The sequence below is a fragment of the Helicobacter labetoulli genome (assembly GCF_003670275.1).
Classification (GTDB): domain Bacteria; phylum Campylobacterota; class Campylobacteria; order Campylobacterales; family Helicobacteraceae; genus Helicobacter_C; species Helicobacter_C labetoulli.
This window is the reverse complement of the sequence record NZ_QXJF01000004.1, coordinates 66232-84146: the sequence shown is the minus strand read 5'-3', so window position 1 is coordinate 84146 and position 17915 is coordinate 66232. Positions and strand designations below refer to the sequence as shown.

The 17915-nt window shown below is 39.0% G+C and carries 14 protein-coding genes; 9 read left to right on the top strand and 5 right to left on the bottom strand.

The annotated features are described in order from the left end of the window. The first annotated feature begins 10 nt into the window (after nucleotides 1–10). Nucleotides 11–853, top strand: a complete 843-nt coding sequence (locus tag EBF12_RS02680) for an ankyrin repeat domain-containing protein (RefSeq protein WP_121726291.1) — start codon at nucleotides 11–13, stop codon at nucleotides 851–853. A 37-nt stretch (nucleotides 854–890) separates the two neighbouring features. On the opposite strand, the gene EBF12_RS02675 is transcribed toward EBF12_RS02680, so the two are convergent. After that, nucleotides 891–1502, bottom strand: a complete 612-nt coding sequence (locus EBF12_RS02675; protein ID WP_121726290.1) for a LysE family translocator — start codon at nucleotides 1500–1502, stop codon at nucleotides 891–893. A 116-nt stretch (nucleotides 1503–1618) separates the two neighbouring features. Here EBF12_RS02675 and gyrA point away from each other — a divergent pair, with 116 nt between their 5' ends. From gyrA to EBF12_RS02660, 3 genes are read left to right on the top strand one after another with little or no spacing between them, the layout of a single operon-like run. Then, the gene (gene gyrA, locus EBF12_RS02670) at nucleotides 1619–4096 is read left to right on the top strand and encodes a DNA gyrase subunit A (protein WP_121726289.1); all 2478 of its coding nucleotides are present in this window, start codon (nucleotides 1619–1621) and stop codon (nucleotides 4094–4096) included. 19 nt (nucleotides 4097–4115) lie between these two features. Further along, nucleotides 4116–4589, top strand: coding sequence for a hypothetical protein (locus EBF12_RS02665; RefSeq protein WP_121726288.1), 474 nt, complete (start codon nucleotides 4116–4118; stop codon nucleotides 4587–4589). Beyond that, nucleotides 4586–5917, top strand: coding sequence for a sigma-54-dependent transcriptional regulator (locus EBF12_RS02660; RefSeq protein ID WP_121726287.1), 1332 nt, complete (start codon nucleotides 4586–4588; stop codon nucleotides 5915–5917). The genes EBF12_RS02665 and EBF12_RS02660 overlap by 4 nt, the downstream gene beginning before the upstream one ends. A 237-nt stretch (nucleotides 5918–6154) precedes the next feature. Here EBF12_RS02660 and EBF12_RS02655 read toward each other — a convergent pair whose 3' ends face one another. Genes EBF12_RS02655 through EBF12_RS02640 form a run of 4 tightly spaced genes read right to left on the bottom strand, consistent with a single transcriptional unit; the run spans nucleotide 6155 to nucleotide 9563 of the window. Next, nucleotides 6155–7054, bottom strand: a complete 900-nt coding sequence (locus tag EBF12_RS02655; RefSeq protein WP_244196323.1) for a hypothetical protein — start codon at nucleotides 7052–7054, stop codon at nucleotides 6155–6157. Continuing rightward, entirely contained in the window at nucleotides 7047–8276 is a 1230-nt protein-coding gene (locus tag EBF12_RS02650; protein WP_121726286.1) for a replication-associated recombination protein A, read from the bottom strand. The genes EBF12_RS02655 and EBF12_RS02650 overlap by 8 nt, the downstream gene beginning before the upstream one ends. Before the next feature lie 9 nt (nucleotides 8277–8285). Continuing rightward, nucleotides 8286–8648 carry a heat shock protein transcriptional repressor HspR gene (locus EBF12_RS02645; RefSeq protein ID WP_121726285.1) on the bottom strand — a complete coding sequence of 121 codons (363 nt, stop codon included), beginning with the start codon at nucleotides 8646–8648 and terminating at the stop codon, nucleotides 8286–8288. A gap of 21 nt (nucleotides 8649–8669) precedes the next feature. Then, nucleotides 8670–9563, bottom strand: coding sequence for a DnaJ C-terminal domain-containing protein (locus EBF12_RS02640; protein WP_121726284.1), 894 nt, complete (start codon nucleotides 9561–9563; stop codon nucleotides 8670–8672). Nucleotides 9564–9755: 192 nt separating this feature from the next. Here EBF12_RS02640 and EBF12_RS02635 point away from each other — a divergent pair, with 192 nt between their 5' ends. The 5 genes from EBF12_RS02635 (at nucleotide 9756) to secD (ending at nucleotide 17914) form a co-directional block, all read left to right on the top strand. Next, nucleotides 9756–12710, top strand: coding sequence for a RecB-like helicase (locus EBF12_RS02635; RefSeq protein ID WP_121726283.1), 2955 nt, complete (start codon nucleotides 9756–9758; stop codon nucleotides 12708–12710). Nucleotides 12711–12927: 217 nt separating this feature from the next. Beyond that, nucleotides 12928–14439, top strand: a complete 1512-nt coding sequence (nhaA, locus tag EBF12_RS02630; protein ID WP_121726282.1) for a Na+/H+ antiporter NhaA — start codon at nucleotides 12928–12930, stop codon at nucleotides 14437–14439. A gap of 22 nt (nucleotides 14440–14461) precedes the next feature. After that, nucleotides 14462–15793: a sodium/proton antiporter NhaA gene (nhaA, locus tag EBF12_RS02625; RefSeq protein ID WP_121726281.1), complete on the top strand. Its 1332-nt coding sequence runs from the start codon at nucleotides 14462–14464 to the stop codon at nucleotides 15791–15793. 48 nt (nucleotides 15794–15841) lie between these two features. Next, nucleotides 15842–16135 (top strand): preprotein translocase subunit YajC, encoded by a 294-nt coding sequence (gene yajC / locus EBF12_RS02620; protein ID WP_121726280.1) that lies wholly within the window; start codon nucleotides 15842–15844, stop codon nucleotides 16133–16135. Next, nucleotides 16136–17914 (top strand): protein translocase subunit SecD, encoded by a 1779-nt coding sequence (gene secD, locus EBF12_RS02615; RefSeq protein WP_121726279.1) that lies wholly within the window; start codon nucleotides 16136–16138, stop codon nucleotides 17912–17914. Nucleotide 17915: the final 1 nt, after the last annotated feature.

Here is a 17915-nt window from a genome sequence, read left to right as displayed (position 1 = left end):
AGGAGCAAAAATGAGAATCTACTTAGCAATATTAGCCATTATTGTAAGTCTAAGCTATGGAGCAAATGATAGATATAATTATTTGCTTTTTAGCAATGACTACACAGAGGTGCGTAAGGGCATAAATCTTGGGGCTGACATTGAAGCTAGACTGCGTGGAAGCACACCGCTTTATGATGCGGCAAGGAAAGGGAATCTAGAGATTTTATATCTTTTGATTGAACGCGGAGCTGATGTCAATGCGGTCTCTCACGGCGAGACACCATTGCTTAAGGTTGTGGCTTTGAATAATCTCAAATTTGCTAAAGCATTGATTAGCAAGGGGGCTAAAGTCAAAGTTGCCGATGAGCATTTGGGAAATACGCCCCTGCATTATGCAGTGATGAAAAAGAATCCTGAAATGATAAGCCTTTTACTTTCTAATGGTGCGGATATGTATGCGGAAAATCATAAGGGCGATACACCTGCGCGTTATATTTTAGCTACTCGCTCTCTGCCTACTGTGAGTATTAAAAATGCTGATATTACGCTCAATGCCTCTTCATTTAATCTTGGGCAAGGAAGCGTGAATATCAGCATTAACAATACAAGCGATAAGTTTGCTACTATTAATTACATTGCATTGTATATCAATGGAGATTTAATCAGCGAAGCGGAAGTGAGCAAAAAGATTCCACCGCGTTCAAATGCATCTGTGGGGAGCTTAAAAATCCCAACTGATACTTATGAGAATATCCGCATTAAAAAATCAGGTGTTACGGATATAAAATATGGCTTTGCAGTGGAATATGACCTTGATGGAAAGGGCGATAGCCTGTATAAAAAGACAAATACAGAATTGCGGCTGTGGTAGATCTAGCCCTAGAATCTTGTTATAGAATCTCGTGAAATTAAAGCAATAATGTAGCAACAATCTCTCCACATTCAAAGCACAAAAGCCACGCAAAAATAGCAAATAAAACGCCACAGATTCTATCAATCACATAAAAAGTCTTTGCATTAATGTAACTTCTTGCTATGTTTGCACTCAAAATCACAAAAACAAAAGCGGCAAAAAGCGAACACCACAACGCCACAAGTCCAAGTTTGATATTTTCATCAACAAAAGGTGTAACCAAAAAGATAAAAAACAAAATAGCCTTAGGATTAGAGACATTAAGGATTAAGCCCTGCAAAAAGCCATCTTTTTTGACATTGTGCGTAGAATCTAGTGTGTAGGGCGTGGCATTTAGCATAGCAAAAGCAAGATAGAGCAAATAGCCTCCACCAACAAAGCTAAGGATAAGCTGTGTAATGGGGGTATTAAGCCAATGGCTTAGCCCCACATAAATAATCCCTAGATACAAAAACCACCCACTTGCTATGCCAAAAAGCACTTTAAATCCTTGCAAAATTCCATACCGAAGAGTTGTTTTGAGTGTGAGTAAAATATCAGGTCCGGGTGTGATTGCACCAAAAAAGCCCATAAGGCAAAGAATAACGATTTTTTCTATACTATCCATAACAAACCTTTGGGAAAAGATAAATGGGTTATTATAGTTCTTTTTGCTTAGAAGTAAGCCTATTTTTAGTCAATTTGGGCTAGAATCCTGCCTTAAAAAATCATTTTGGAGAGAGAATGGATAGCTTGCTAGAAAATAAAAGCATAGAAGTAAAGATTGATGATTCTATTAAAGAGAGTTATCTTGATTATTCAATGAGTGTTATTGTGGGGCGGGCATTACCAGATGCTAAAGATGGACTTAAACCGGTGCATAGAAGAATCTTGTATGCAATGAATGAGCTAAGCCTATCTCCCCGCCGCCCTTATAAGAAAAGTGCTAGGATTGTTGGCGATGTGATTGGTAAATATCACCCGCACGGCGATATAGCTGTGTATGATGCGCTTGTGCGTATGGCACAGGACTTTTCTATGCGACTTGAGCTTGTAGATGGGCAGGGGAACTTTGGCTCTATTGATGGTGATGGTGCGGCGGCTATGCGTTATACAGAAGCGCGTATGACAAGTGCGAGTGAAGAAATGCTACGCGATATTGATAAGGACACGGTGGAGTTTGTGCCAAACTATGATAACACGCTAAGTGAGCCAGATGTCCTGCCTAGTAGAATCCCCAATTTGCTTGTAAATGGTTCAAGCGGTATTGCTGTGGGTATGGCGACTTCTATTCCGCCACATCGTATTGATGAGATTATTGACGCGCTTATTTTTGTGATTGATAATAATACACAAAATGTTGATGATGTGCTTGATATTGTTCAAGGACCAGACTTCCCAACAGGTGGTATTATCTATGGTAAGGCGGGTATCTTAGAGGCTTACCGCACTGGGCGAGGCAGAATCCGTGTGCGCGCTAAAGTGCATATTGAAAAAACAAAGACAAAAGATGTGATTGTCATTGATGAAGTGCCTTATCAAGTCAATAAAGCCAAGCTTGTAGAGCAAATCTCCGAACTTGCTAAAGAGAAAATTATTGAGGGTATTGCTGAAGTGCGAGATGAAAGCGATAGGGAAGGGATACGCGTAGTTATTGAGCTAAAACGCGATGCGATGAGTGAGATAGTGCTGAATCATCTTTTTAAATCCACAACGATGGAAAGCACCTTTGGAATCATACTTCTTGCGATTAATAATAAAGAGCCAAAGATTTTTAATCTTCTTGAGCTATTGCAGATTTTCATCTCTCATCGTAAGACTATTATTATCCGTAGAAGCATTTTTGAGCTTGAAAAGGCTAAGGCTAGAGCACATATTTTAGAGGGTTTAATCATCGCACTTGATAATATTGATGAGATTATCCGTATTATTCGCTCATCAAAAGATTCAGAAGAAGCAAAAAATGCTTTGGTAGAGAGATTTAAGCTCAGTGAATTGCAAGCTAAAGCTATTCTTGAAATGCGTTTGCAACGCTTGACAGGGTTAGAGCGAGATAAGATTAATGCGGAATATGCCGAGCTACAAGAACAAATCGCATATTTAGAATCTATCCTTAAAAGTGAAGAAAAGTTAAAAAGTATCGTAAAAGATGAGCTTTTAGAGATAAAAGAAAAGTTTAGCTCCAAACGCAAAACACAGATTGAAGAGGACTATGACAGCATTGATATAGAGGATTTAATCCCAAATGAAAAAGTTGTGGTAACAATGAGTCATCGCGGCTATGTCAAGCGAGTGCTACTTAAAACTTATGAAAAGCAAAATCGTGGTGGTAAAGGTAAGATTAGCGGGAATACGCACGAAGATGACTTTATTGAATCTTTCTTTGTGGCAAATACGCACGATACGATTATGTTTGTTACTAATAAAGGACAGCTCTATTGGCTCAAAGTCTATAAGATTCCAGAAGCAGGACGCACAGCTATTGGTAAGGCAGTTGTAAATCTTATTAATCTTTCCCCTGATGAAAAGATTATGGCAACCATCACAACGACTGATTTTAACGATGATAAATCGCTTGTATTCTTTACCAAAAATGGTATTGTCAAACGCACAAATCTTAAAGAATATAGTAATATTCGCAGCGTGGGTGTAAGGGCGATTAACCTTGATGAGAACGATGAACTTGTAACTGCACATATTGTGGATTCTGCTGTCAAAGAGTTGTTTATCGCTACTTTCCAAGGTATGTGTATCCGTTTTGGCATTGATGAACTACGCGAAATTGGGCGTGCGAGCCGAGGGGTAACGGGTATTAAGTTTAAAGCAAGTGAAGATTGTGTCATTGCGGCGACAACAATCACAAGTGATACAGATAAGCTTTTAACCGTGAGTGAGCAAGGTATCGGCAAGCAAACACTAGCAGGAGAGTATCGTCTCCAAAGTCGTGCGGGCAAAGGCGTGATTGTAATGAAGCTTACACCAAAAACAGGTAAGCTTGTAAGTGTAGTGAATATTAATGATGAAAATATGGATTTGATGGTGCTGACAAGCTCAGGGAAAATGATACGCGTAGATACTGAAGCTATACGCGAAGCAGGGCGTAATACAAGTGGCGTGAAAATTGTCAATGTTGGCAATGATAAGGTGGCTTATGCTAATGTTTGCCCTAAAGAGCCAAAAGAAGATGAAGAAGAGCAAGAGGGATTAACACAAGAAGATTAGTGCAAGAATAGGAGATTCTATGCGTTATAAACTTGTAGCGTGGTTTATGCTTGGCACTTGGCTTTATGCATTTGGGGCAAACAAGCTTGATTTGCTCCCTTATGATGAGCGGTTTGATGGAGTTGAAGTTGAGCTACTTATCTCATACAAGATTGTTAGTCAAGACAATCTAGCTCAGCGTGAGCGTTACCGCGTGTCGCAAGTAATGCAGGAAAAGAGCGGGTATCATATCACAAAAGAATGCGAGATTGATGCGAGTAGCTATCTTATTATGGACGATATGCCCTATTTTATCTCATCTATTTTGAAGCAAGAAAAGGAGCAGGTGCTTGAGTGTTTATATACGCACGAAGTCAATGTGCGTGAAAGCACAAAAGGTAGAAATAACGCCATAAGCTCAAAAGTAAGCCTTGAGATAGCTCCCACAAGAGTTAGAGCAAAGCTTGTTGATAAAAGTATAGTGATGTATATTTTAGCTAAGGGGGAGAGATGAAAATTGCCATTATAGAAGATGATATTAATTATAGAAAGTCGCTTGAAACGGCGTTTGAAGACTATCCGCAATATGAGATTGTAAGTTTTAAGAATCCAAAAGATGCTCTAAAAAAGCTTGATGATAGTTTTCATCTTGTGATTACTGATATTAATATGCCTCAAATGGATGGATTAAGCTTTTTACAAGAGCTAAATGGGCGATATGAAGCCATTGTCATCACAGGTAACGCCTCCGTGCAAAATGCAATTAAGTCTATCCGCTTGGGCGTGAAAGACTTTCTTGTGAAAGGTTTTGAGATAGAAGCGCTTATTGAAGCCATAGAGCGAAGCCACCGCGTACATACAATCACGCAAAGCCCCACAAAAGCTCAAGATTCTACGCATTCTCATAAATCACAGAATCTTACTAAAGACTTTATATCCACTTCTCCAAAATTAGAGGAAGCAAAAAATATTGCACTTAAAGTAGCTAAAACAGATGCAAGTGTGCTGATTTTGGGGCAAAGCGGGGTTGGTAAAGATGTATTTGCTAACTTTATTCATAAAAACTCTTCCCGTGCTAATGCACCATTTATCGCCATTAATATGGCAGCAATCCCCGAGCATTTATTAGAATCTGAACTTTTTGGCTATGAAAAGGGAGCTTTTACAGACGCTACAAGCACAAAACCGGGTATTTTAGAAGACGCTAATGGTGGAAGTGTGTTTTTAGATGAGATTGGTGAAATGCCTTTAGCTCTTCAAGCAAAGCTTTTGCGTGTTTTGCAAGAAAAGAGTGTTACACGCTTAGGGAGCTCAAAGCCCATTAAAATTGATGTGCGTTTTATTTCCGCGACAAATGCTAATATTCAGGCTAAAATTGCCAAAAATGAGTTTAGGGAAGATTTGTTTTTCCGTTTGCAGACCATTCCTTTGCCTGTCTCTCCACTCAAAGAAAGAAAAGAGGAGATTTTGCCTTTAAGTGAGTGGAAGCTAGAATCTGTATGTATGCAGTATGGCTTAGGGCAAAAGAGATTTTCCAAAGAGGCAAAAGAGGCGTTGCTCTCATATGAATGGTATGGTAATGTGCGAGAATTGCTTTCAGTCGTGGAGCGGGCTGGGATTTTAAGTGAAAGTGAAGAGATAAGTCCTAAAGATTTGTTTTTAGAATCTCGCAATCAAGCCTTTGGTGGAGGCACTTCACCAAAGCAGGGCATAAGCGAGCTAGAAAAACAGCTTATTGCCCAAACGCTTTTGCAATCTCAAAATGATTTACAAAAAGCAAGTGATATGCTTGGTATGAATATAGAGGTTTTGCGTCATAAAATCGCTAGATATGGGTTGTAGATTTTAAATTTTATTATCAAGATAGTTATCATTTTTAGCATTTTTTTCCATTTTGTATTGCTTTAAGACAAATAGCGGTAATAGGTGCTAGGATTTAGAATCTAAAAGACTTTTGCAATTTATATAATATAAATACAAGACTACAAAATTCTATAAAGTAAGATTTTGTAAAAATATTTTAAGCTTTCCTATCGTGCTTTGTTTTATATCATTGTAGTTTTCTTGTAAATTTAAGCTTTATAGTGGGGCTAGTTCCTGCTTTCTTGTTGCATCAAGGAAAATATGCCCAAATGAGAGTGAGAATCCAAGTAGAAGGTTATCGCCTTTTGTTGGGATATTGCGTCCTTGCAGGGCATAATACTTCACAAATGGAGCAATGGCTAATCTTTTATAAAATTTTGTATCTAAACGGACTTCCACCTCTAGCTGATAGAGTGGATTATATTCTTTTGGAGCGGAGCTATAAAGGTAATAGCGGAAGCTTGTGAAGCAATAAAACTTTGAGCCTTGTTGAAATTTATATTCAAGCTTGATGCCACCCTCCCAGCCGTAGTTTTCAGATTCTGTTTTTAGGGCAAAGTCCTTTTCGCTAAAGGCATTAAGATGTAAATCTTTGACATACACCCCATCAAAGAGCTTGATTCCAGCATTCAACCGCGTAATTTGCCGTTTGTTTTCAAAGCCGGTTTGATAGTTTGCCTTGATAGATGGACCAATTTCAAAGCCTCCGGCAAATGTGGGGATATACCAGATTCTGTGTGTATAGTCTGTGGATATTAAGATTCTATCTAGTGTGGTGTTGCTGATTTTTTCATTTTCTCTTACAAGGATTGTGCGTCCATACTCTGCAAGAGCGGAGTTAAACACAACATAACGCGGTGCGTAAAAGTCAAGTCCCAAATCAAAATGTCCTTGTGTAATAAGCTGTGAATCACCCTTAATACGGCTATCTGAAAACTTCACATACTCATCTTGCCCGCTAATGGTAGTGGAGCTAAGATTTGTTGAGATACGCTTTAGCTCGATATGCCAACCGCGTTTATCGGGATTGACATCAATACCCGCTCCAAAAGCATAAGGCATAGCACACAGCATATACAAGACAATAAGTGTGAAACTAAGCGTGAATCTAGGCATTCTCCGCCCCTTTATTCTTGCTTATGCCTTTGATTTTTTCTAGCCATTCATTGAGCGTTTTTTCAAAGCCTTTGTTTGTGGATTCTATAAAATCCAAATCTTGTGTAAGGTAGCTCTGCTCTACCCAGCCACCAAAATCGTGTGGATAGAGATAGGAGCTAGAATCAGGCAAAATCTGCTTAGGCACTTCTAGCACACAGCCTTGTTTGATAGAGGCAAGTGCGGCATTTATGGCATTATAGGCGGTGTTGCTTTTGGGTGAAGAGGCGAGATAAATCACACATTGAGACAAGATAATGCGGGATTCAGGATAACCGATTTTACTCACAGCCATCATTGTGCTAGTGGCGAGATTTAACGCATTTGGGTTGGCATTGCCAATATCTTCACTTGCTAGAATCACAAGTCGCCTCGCGATAAATTCCGGATTCTCATTTGCAGCAATAAGACGCGCAAGGTAATATACACTCGCATTGACATCGCTTCCGCGTATGGATTTGATTAATGCACTTATAAGTGTGTAGTGGCTTTGGCTTTCACTGGCTCCATCGTGGAGTGCGTAAGGACGCAGGGCTTTTAGAGTATGAAGAGAGATTGTTGATTCTCCGCTGCTTATCGCGGCATCAAGGAGGTTGAGCATAGCTCTAGCATCACCCACACTTGAGGAAATGAGATAATCTCTTGCTTGGGATTCAAGCTCTATGTGCATATTTCTATTATCTTTTAAATAGGTGAGTGCCTTATCTAAAATAGAATCTAAATGCGTTGCGGAATGGGGCTTTAGCTCAAAAATGAAGCTACGAGAGCGGATAGCATTCGTCAGGGAATGAAAGGGGTTGTAAGTGCTAGCACCTATGATGATAGCACTATAAGATTCCATAATAGGGAGCAAAACCTCTTGCTGTGTGCGGGTGAGGCGATGAACTTCATCAATAAAGATAATAGGCTGGAACAATGTGTTTTCATAGCTTTTGACAAATTGCCGTAGCTCTTCTATTTTAAAACTTGTGGCATTATAAGTAGCAAAAGGCTTATTCAGCTCTTTGGCAATAAGCGTAGCAAGGGTGGTCTTGCCACTACCTGGCGGTCCATAGAAAAAGCAATGCGACACAGCATTGTGTTTTAACATTTTAAAAAGTGGGGTATTGGAGGCAAGAATATGCTCTTGGGCGATGAAGTCCTGCAAAGATTCTGGGCGGAGTATGGAAGCGAGATTTAACAAATGCAGACTTTACTTTTTTTGAAACAAAATAATTTCATAAGAGCTTTGATGTGATTGTAAAACATTTGTTTTGCCTTGATGTTTGGCAAGATCCTCACGCAAATCTCCTGCCATTTTATCAAGCTCATCAAGTCGTTCCTTTAAGCGTAGGATAATATCCACTCCTGCGAGATTTACTCCCATATCGCGTGTAAGCTTGAGTATGGTTTTAATCTTATCAATATCGCGTTGTGAGTAAAGACGCATTTTGCCATCGGTGCGTCCGGGCTGGATTAAACCCTCTTTTTCATATTGACGCAAAGTTTGTGGGTGAATCTCTAGAATCTTTGCCACAACACTGATAAGATATACAGGTTCATCATAGCCATACATTTTGTTTGCTCCTTACTTGGTTTATGGAAGTTGTGTTTTAAGCACAACTTGTGCCTCTTTGCTTAGCTCATCTGTGTGAGGTAAGATGACATTACTTTTCACATACAAATCCCCAAAAATCCCACTTTTGCGGTTTTTAATCCCTTTGCCTTTAATGCGGAATTTTTGATTATTTTTTGTATTTTGCGGGATTGTGAGAGTAACTTGCCCATAGAGTGTTTCAAGTGAGACTTTGCCGCCAAAGAGAGCGGTTTTTAGTGAAATGTCAATATTCTTATAGAGATCATCATCTATTCGCTCATATTCTGCTGAATCTAGCACCTTGACTTTAAGGAGCAAATCCCCAGAGCGTCCATTGTGTGAGTTTCCTTTGCCTTTTAGGCGGATTGTTTCATTATCCTTTAGTCCTACGGGAATCTTAATATCAAAGCCCCCACTTCTCCCGCTATAATGATAGCTCCCACCAAGTGCGGCATTTTCAAATGGAATTTGAATATTTTCTTGCACATCAAGATTTGGGGCATTGAAGTTTGAAAAGCCAAAATCCCCGCCACCACCAAATCCGCTGAATCCTCCACCGAAGAATCCACTTCCATTGCCTGCACTAAATCCACCTTGCCCAAAAATTGAGGAAAGAATATCATCAAGATTTGCTCCATTGCCTTGTGAGCGTGAAAAATCGTGAAAGTTTTGTCCGCCAAACATCGCATCGCCAAAGCGGTCATATTGTGCTTTTTTATTCTCATCGCTTAAAACTTCATACGCGGCATTAATCTCTTTAAATTTTTCTTCCGCTCCAGAATCTTTGTTGATATCTGGGTGATATTTTCTTGCAAGCTTGCGGTAGGCTTTTTTAATCTCTTCTTGTGAGGCATTTTCACTGATTTCAAGTGTATCATAAAGACTTTTTGACATATATAACTCCTTAAGTTTATAGTGATTTATAGTTAAATTTAAGCGTAATTGTATCATAAAAGTTTAGCAAAGTGTAATCAAGGTTAAAATTTGCAAAAAGTTTTACACTTGGGGTATAATTTCTATCTGCTATATTTTAGATAAGACTTAGGGATAATAAGATTCTGCGAGTATTTAATTAAGGATAGGGCTATGCAAGAGCAGTTTTTGGCATTAAAGGCATCTGCGGGAAGTGGAAAGACATTTAATCTTTCATTGCGTTTTATTTATTTGCTTTTTCAAGGGGCAAATCCGCATCAGATTCTTACACTTACTTTTACAAAAAAAGCTTCAATTGAAATGCACCATAGAATCTATGAGCATTTGAAAAGTCTTTTGCAAAGCTTTGAGCAAGGCACTTTTGAGAGCAATGACATTTACAAAGCTTTGCTACAAAATGGGCTAAGTGCTAAACATATCAGTGAAAATATTGCCGATGTGTATGCAAACTTTATACAGAGCAATCCACGCATTGCGACTATTGATTCATTTTTTTATTCAGTGTTGAAAAAGTTTTGTTGGTATGTGGGTGTTTCGCTAAAATTTGATGTAGGCGAGAGAAATAAAAATGAAATTTATGAGATGTTTTTAGGAGCATTATCGCATAAAGAGATACAAGAGATTGCAAGATTCTGTTTTGCTCAAGGGCTAAGTTTGGAAGGCTTTTTGAGTATGTTAGATAGATTTTCTTTTTTGCCAAATGATGTGCTTAAACATTCTTGTTCTACCAAACAAAATGCTAAACATTTGAATCTAGAGCAGATAGCTCAAAAAATTAGTGAGAATATGGCTAAGATTCGTGATGAGCTAATAAGGCAAAATGCCGCCCCAAGGGCTATAAAGCTATTTGATAAGACTTTTGATGATCTTATGCAAACAAAAGAAGTTAAAGTCAATATGTTGGCACAATGGAGTGAGCATAGCTATCTTACAAAGAGTGATTTATCCTCTATGGATTGTGTGCGTGATGAGATTTATGAGCTTTTTGCGATGTATTATAGTCAAAAGCAAGGGCAGATTCTTACGCAGATTTTGCATTATCTTGCTCGGTATCAACAAGCTCAGCACAAAGTAATGCAAAGAGATAATGTGCTTGATTTTGATACCATAGGTATGAAAAATTATGAACTACTTGCGCAAAATATAGACAGGGATTTTTTTTATTTTCGTTTAGATGAGAGAATTACACATATTTTGCTTGATGAGTTTCAAGACACAAGCTGTATGCAGTATCAAATCTTGCAACCCATTATTGAGGAGATTCTAGCTGGGAATGGACGCATAGGCGATAGAAGTGTGTTTATGGTGGGTGATGAGAAGCAGAGTATTTATATGTTTCGTGGAAGCTATGCGGGGATTTTTGAAGAGGCGACAAAAAATCTTACCCAAGAGAATCTCGGCTATAACTACCGCTCAAGCAAACGCGTGATTGATTTTAATAATGAAGTGTTTTCGCAATGTTTTGAGCAATATATTAACCAGCAGTATCCATTTGCTTCTACTCATAATGATGGTTTTGTGCGGATTATAGAATCTATGCCATCTAAAGATAGCGAATATACAAAAAAATCTATCACAGAAGAATCAGCAGAGTATAGACAATCTCTCATCACACAGGTTTATAATGAGCTAGAGACACTCTTACAACGCGGAGCAAGTGAAGATGAGATAGCTATTTTGGTTTTTGATAATAAAGATATTTTGAGTCTCAAAGAGTATATTCAAGCACAAATGCCTAAGCTCAATATTGTAACGGAGACAAATTCTCAATTGCTTGAAAAAAAGGAGGTGAAAATCCTGCTTAATGCTCTTAAATATATTGCTCTAGATTCTAAAATGCAAACGCAAGAATATGCACAAAGTGTGGAATATGAAGAGAGTTATTTCAAAATGAAAGGTGCATTAAAGCTGTATGAAAAAAATATCTCAAAGCTTCTTGGAGAATCTTACTCGCATTCTGTGGTGAATACTATCAAATCACTTCGTATTCGCATAGATACGCCACCTTCAAAGGCGATTTTATCGCTTATTGAGGCATTGGAGCTTGCTCAAAGTGTGAGTTGGCGATTTTTGGAGATAAGCTGCGAGTATAGGAGCATTGAGGAGTTTTTGCAGGAATTGCCTACGATGTTGTGTCAAGCCCCAACTCAAAGCAATTATGGTGTGAAAATTATGACTATCCATAAATCAAAGGGCTTGGAGTTTGAGTATGTGATTTTGTGCGATAAACTAGGTGGGGAAAATCATAGCAAGGATAAGTTTATTACCGAGTATGATAAGATTCACATCAAAGGGCTTTATTATAAAATGAAGCATAGAGAGGTTTTTGATGAGGCATATAAGCAAGCATTACAAACCCACACATTGCATACAAATCAAGAAAAACGCAATGTTTTGTATGTGGCTTTTACACGGGCAAAATATGGGCTAAGTGTTTTGATGAAGCCTAAGGGAAAATTTGACATTTTAAATCTTCCTCATCGTCTTGATGAGATTTCACTCTTACCAAAGGCACATAAAGAGCAGAGTTTGCAGAACTGCCAATATCTCTTTCATACAATGCCAAAGCTTGGGGAGCAGGAGGACTTTATACGAGTGGAGCAAAGCCGTGAAGTCTTAGACATACAAAGTTGGCGTAATATCATTTTTGGAAGTGCTTTGCATAGCGTGTTTGAGCTGTATTTAGGCTATAAAATGGCAATAGAGGATATACAAAGTATTTTGTTTAACCGCTATGGATTTGTATTGTCATTAGAAAATATAGAGCAGTCCATTCAAAAGGCTGTGGATTGCACACAAAATGTGGTGTTTAAAAAGTTGCTTGGAGCAAAGCATATTGCGTGTGAAGTGAGCTATATGATGGATAATTATCTTTATCGTATGGATACGCTTTTGTATGATAAACAAGAATGGATTGTGCTAGATTATAAAAGTGCAGCGGGTGATGTAGATTCACAAAAGCAGCAAGTGCGTGGGTATATGGAGTTTTTAAAGCAAAAATACCTTGCCAAGAAGGAGTGTAAAACTATACGAGGTTTTGTTGTCTATCCTTTGAAAAAGCAAGATGAGCAGTTTGAGGAAGTGTTGTTTGATGAGGTGGAAGCATAAGTTGGATTCTATTTGTAAGAGCAGAATCTTTGGGTAGATTTTATCTTAAAACAAGTATGAAATTAATGAGAGTAAGTCTAAAAAGTCGCTTAGTTCCCCTTGACTAGAGTCTTTCAATTAAGTATAATGCGGACTTTCAACGCCCCACTTTTTTAAGGTTTCTATACTCAAAACCTAGAACCCAAACTGATTTGGCATTATTTTTAGAGGAGATTCTATGCAAGAGGCAAAGCTAAAGCTCACCAAACACTCATATATCAAAGATAAATTGCAAGAAAATCTTAATGCCTTTATCAAACACGAATCTTTTGGTGGAATCTTGCTTGCATTTTGTGTGGCAGCGGCTATGCTTGTGGCAAACTCTCCTTATGCGGATATGTATTTTGAGTTTTTTCATACCGATTTTGGGGTCTTTTTTGCAGATTCAAGCCTAAAGACCAATTTGCAAGAGTTTATCAATGATGTGCTGATGTCGTTTTTCTTTTTGCTTGTGGGTTTAGAGATGAAGCGTGAAATGCTGTATGGAGAGTTAGCAGGATTTAAGAAAGTGAGCTTTTCATTTTTGGCGGCATTTGGCGGGATTGTATGTCCTGTGATGATTTATTTGTATTTTAATGTTGGCACGGCATACGAAAATGGCTTTGGCGTAGCGATGAGTACTGATACTGCTTTTGCTTTAGGGCTTGTTATGCTTCTTGGTCATAGGGTGCCAAAGATTTTGAAAGTTTTTCTTGTAACTTTGGCTGTGGCAGATGATTTGGGTGCTATTTCTGTTATCGCTATTTTTTATTCAGATACAATTCATCTAGAGTGGATTTATGCTTCTTTGGCACTCATAGCAGTGCTGGTGTATCTTAATTATCGTGATACAAAGCATTTGTCATTGTATTTTTTGGTTGGAATCTTGCTGTGGATTTGTGTGCATCATAGTGGGATTCACGTAACGATTGCGGCAGTGATTCTAGCTATGGCAATTCCGGGGCGGACGCGTGTAAATAGGCGGTATTTTATCAATATGCTTAAAGAGTTTGATAAAATGAAAACTGCTACAAATGAGTGGAGTGATGTTATCCATACAAATGAGGCAGAAAAGCTTGGATTCTGGAGGGGGAGCTTTAAGAATGTTAAAAATTTTGTGTTTGGCACACAAGATGTGGAAAAAAAGATTGATATGGCAAAGACTTCACAACTCGTGCATATGCTTGACACCATAGGGACATACTCACGCTACGCACAAAACCCTCTTTTGCGATTAGAACACGCCTTGCAGCCATTATGTGCGTATTTTTTCGTGCCGCTTTTTGCTTTTGCAAATGCTGGAGTGTCGCTTGAAGATGGCGTTGAGATTAGTCTTAATAGCGTGATGATCGGGACAATTTTGGGTTTGGTGGTAGGGAAGCCAATAGGTGTTGTGCTATTTTGTTTTGTGGGAGAAAGGCTCAATCTTGCTACGCGTCCAAAGGACTTAAACTATGGACATATCCTATCTGTTGGTATGCTCTCGGGTATTGGCTTTACAATGTCAATGTTTGTAGCAAATCTCGCTTACAAAGATGATATGATGAGTATTGATCTATCTAAAATTTCCATTCTTGTGGCATCATCTATTGCAGCATTGCTTGGGCTAGTTGCGGTGTATTTGAGCACAATAAAAAAGCAAGAGCAAATGGAGATGTTAAGCGAAGAAGATGAGATTCAAAGGCTTAAGAATACGCAAAGTGTGATTTGATATTAAATTTTAAGGAATAGGAATGACAAAACAAGCAAGGCAGAATAAGATTTCAGAAGCGTTGAGTAATTTTATCCGTGCAGAATCTTTTAGTGGTATTTTTTTGTTTTTTTGTGCTGTGAGTGCGATGATTGTGGCAAATTCACCCTTGGCTGATTTGTATAAAAACTTTTGGGAGCAGTCCTTTGGCTTTAGTTTTGCAGGGAATTTTTATGGCTTTAGCATACACGATTGGATTAATGATGTATTGATGTCTGTATTTTTTCTTATGGTAGGCTTGGAGATTAAGCGTGAGTTATTATTTGGGGATTTATCGGGGTTTGCTAAGGCTGCCTTTCCTGTGATTGGGGCTATTGGTGGTATGGTTGTGCCGGGTGTGATTTATTATGTGATGAATGCTGGCACACCATCATATCACGGCTTTGGGATTCCAATGGCAACGGATATCGCCTTTGCTTTGGGTGTGATTTTACTCCTTGGGAAGCGTGTGCCTTTGGCTTTGAAAGTTTTTCTTGTAACTTTGGCTGTGGCAGATGATTTGGGTGCGATTGCCGTGATTGCGATTTTTTATCCTTCACCTGAAGGTTTGCATTTTACTTATCTTTTTGCGGCATTTGGCATTGTGGCATTTTTGGTGATTTTAAATCGCTTTGGGGTAAGGCGACTTGATGTGTATTTGGGTGTTGGGATTGTTTTATGGTTTTGTGTGCATCACAGCGGGATTCACGCGACAATAGCTGCTGTGGCATTGGCATTTTGTATTCCTGTGAAGCCTAAGATTCAAAGCAAAGATTTTATTGAAGTTGTGCGACAACTTATGCAGGTGTTTGTGGATAAGGAAAAGGAGCGAAAAAATATTTTGCTTGATACGGAGCAGATGGGTGCCATTAATGAGCTTTCACACGATTTTACAAAGGTGCAAAACCCTCTTTTGCGGCTAGAACACGCCTTGCAACCGCTATGTGCGTATATCATTATGCCGCTTTTCGCATTTGCAAATGCTGGGGTAAATATACAAGCTGAAGTGAATTTTCACATTGACCATATTATGCTTGGCATTATTCTTGGGCTCGTTGTTGGTAAGCCTTTGGGGATTTTGGGCTTGAGCTTTGTGTGTGAAAAACTCAAAATTGCCTCGCGTCCAGAGGGTGTAACTTGGAGTCATATTTTTGGAGCTGGAATGCTTGCAGGTATTGGTTTTACAATGTCAATGTTTGTAAGTAATCTCGCCTTTGATGATCCGGGCTCTGCAGATGTAGCTAAGGTGGCAATTTTACTTGCTTCAAGTATTGCTGGGATTGTTGGCTCATTATTTTTGCTCATTTATCATCAAATCAGCAAAGCCAAATCTTAACTATTTTTGGATAGAATCCGCACTTTAATTTACTCTTAAAGGATTGTTATGGAACAAGGTGGAATGCAAGAAACGCTTATCTCATTACTCCCTATTGTTTTTTTTATCGCTATTTTTTACCTTTTGCTGATTCGCCCAGCAAATGTCAAACGCAAAAAACATCAAGATATGATTAATGCGTTGCAAAAGGGCGATAAGATTATCACTACTGGCGGGCTGATTTGTGAGGTTGTCAAAGCAGAAAAGACATTTTTTAGTGTGCGTTTAAATGATGATACGATTGTGAGGCTTTCAAGAGAGTTTATTGCCTATAAACTTGATGAGAGTGAAGCTCAAGAATAGATGGCAAAGTCGTCATTTCAGCCTCAAAATACTCAAGGCTTTAATTATCGTTTATGGTCGCTTATTGTAGCAGCAGTGCTTGGCATTGCCTTATGCCTACCTTCTTTTACAGATATTCAAGGGCGTAAAATATCCTTAGGGCTTGACTTGCAAGGGGGGCTAAATCTCTTGCTTGGCGTGAAAACCGAGGAGGCGATTAAGGCAAGATTCTCTTCTCTTGCTTCACAAATTGTCTTTGACACCAAAAAAGAGAATGTTTTAATTGATAATCTTAAAGTGCTTGAAGAATATGTAAGTTTTGAGCTTGTGGATAGCGATGAGAAGTCAAAGATTGAGCGGATTCTCTCTGCGATTAATGGTTTGCAGGTGAGTGAGAGTAAAGGCTTTTATACCATTGTTTTTGCTCCGGAGTATAAAGAGGAAATCAAAGATAGTGCGTTAAAACAAGCCATTGGCACGATTCGTAATCGTTTAGATGAGTTTGGGCTAGCCGAGCCAGGTGTTACTCAACAGGGTAAAGATAATATTTTGGTGCAGCTACCGGGCATAAAGAGTGTGGAAGAAGAGCAGAGAGCAAGGGATTTGATAGCTAAACCCGCACATTTGCAAATGATGGCTGTTGATGAAGAGAGAAATGTGCGCGTAAGCACGATGAGTGAGCTTGAGGCACAAAAATATAATGATGTGATTTTACCCTTTGCAAATTCCACTATACAGGCATTGGAAAATAATCTCGCCTCCCTTCAATCTCAGCTTAATGCATTAGAAAATGCACTTTCTCAAACTGATATGCAAAAAAAGGAGAATCTCGTAAATGAAATAAAGCGTCTAAGTGCGGAGCTAGAATCTCAAAAAGCAAGGGGCAATCAAGTCATTTTGCTCAAAGCTGTACCAATCCTTGATGGTTCAATGCTCACAGATGCAAGAGCAGCATTTGATCAAAATAATCAACCCATCGTGAGCTTTAGCCTAGATTCAAAGGGTGCTAGAATCTTTGGGGATTTTTCTGGTGCTAATGTTGGCAAAAGAATGGCGATTGTGCTTGATGGTAAGGTGTATTCCGCACCTGTGATACGAGAGCGTATCGGCGGTGGGAGCGGGCAAATCAGCGGTGGCTTTAGTGTAGAAGAAGCGAGTGATTTGGCTATTGCGTTAAAAAGTGGAGCATTACCTGCCCCTATGGAAGTGCTTGAAAAACGCAGTGTGGGTCCAAGTCTTGGGGAAGATTCTATTAAAGCATCGCTTATTGCTCTTGTAAGTGGCTTTGTGCTTGTGGTGTTATTTATGATGGTCTATTATTCTTTGGCTGGTGTTGTTGCTGTTGTGGCATTGTTTGTCAATATTGTCTTAATCATTGCAGTTATGGCTTGTTTTGGGGCATCTTTGACACTGCCGGGAATGGCTGGAATTGTGCTTACGGTGGGAATGGCAGTTGATGCAAATATTATCATTAATGAGAGAATCCGCGAAGCCTTGCGTGAGGGATTTGGCATTGCTAAATCCATAGAAATGGGCTATGCAAATGCTTCAAGGGCGATTTTTGATTCAAATCTCACAACACTTATTGCGGCTATTTTGCTCTATGCCTTTGGAAGTGGTGCGATTAAGGGCTTTGCCATTACAATGGGGATTGGTATCACAGCCTCTATTTTGACCGCTATTGTTGGCACTCACGGCATTTACCAAGCAATGTTGGCGAGGATTGTGAAAAGTGGTAATGTGAGTTTGTGGTTTGGGATTAAGCTACCAAGCACTCAAGCACAAAGCATAAAAGGATAGC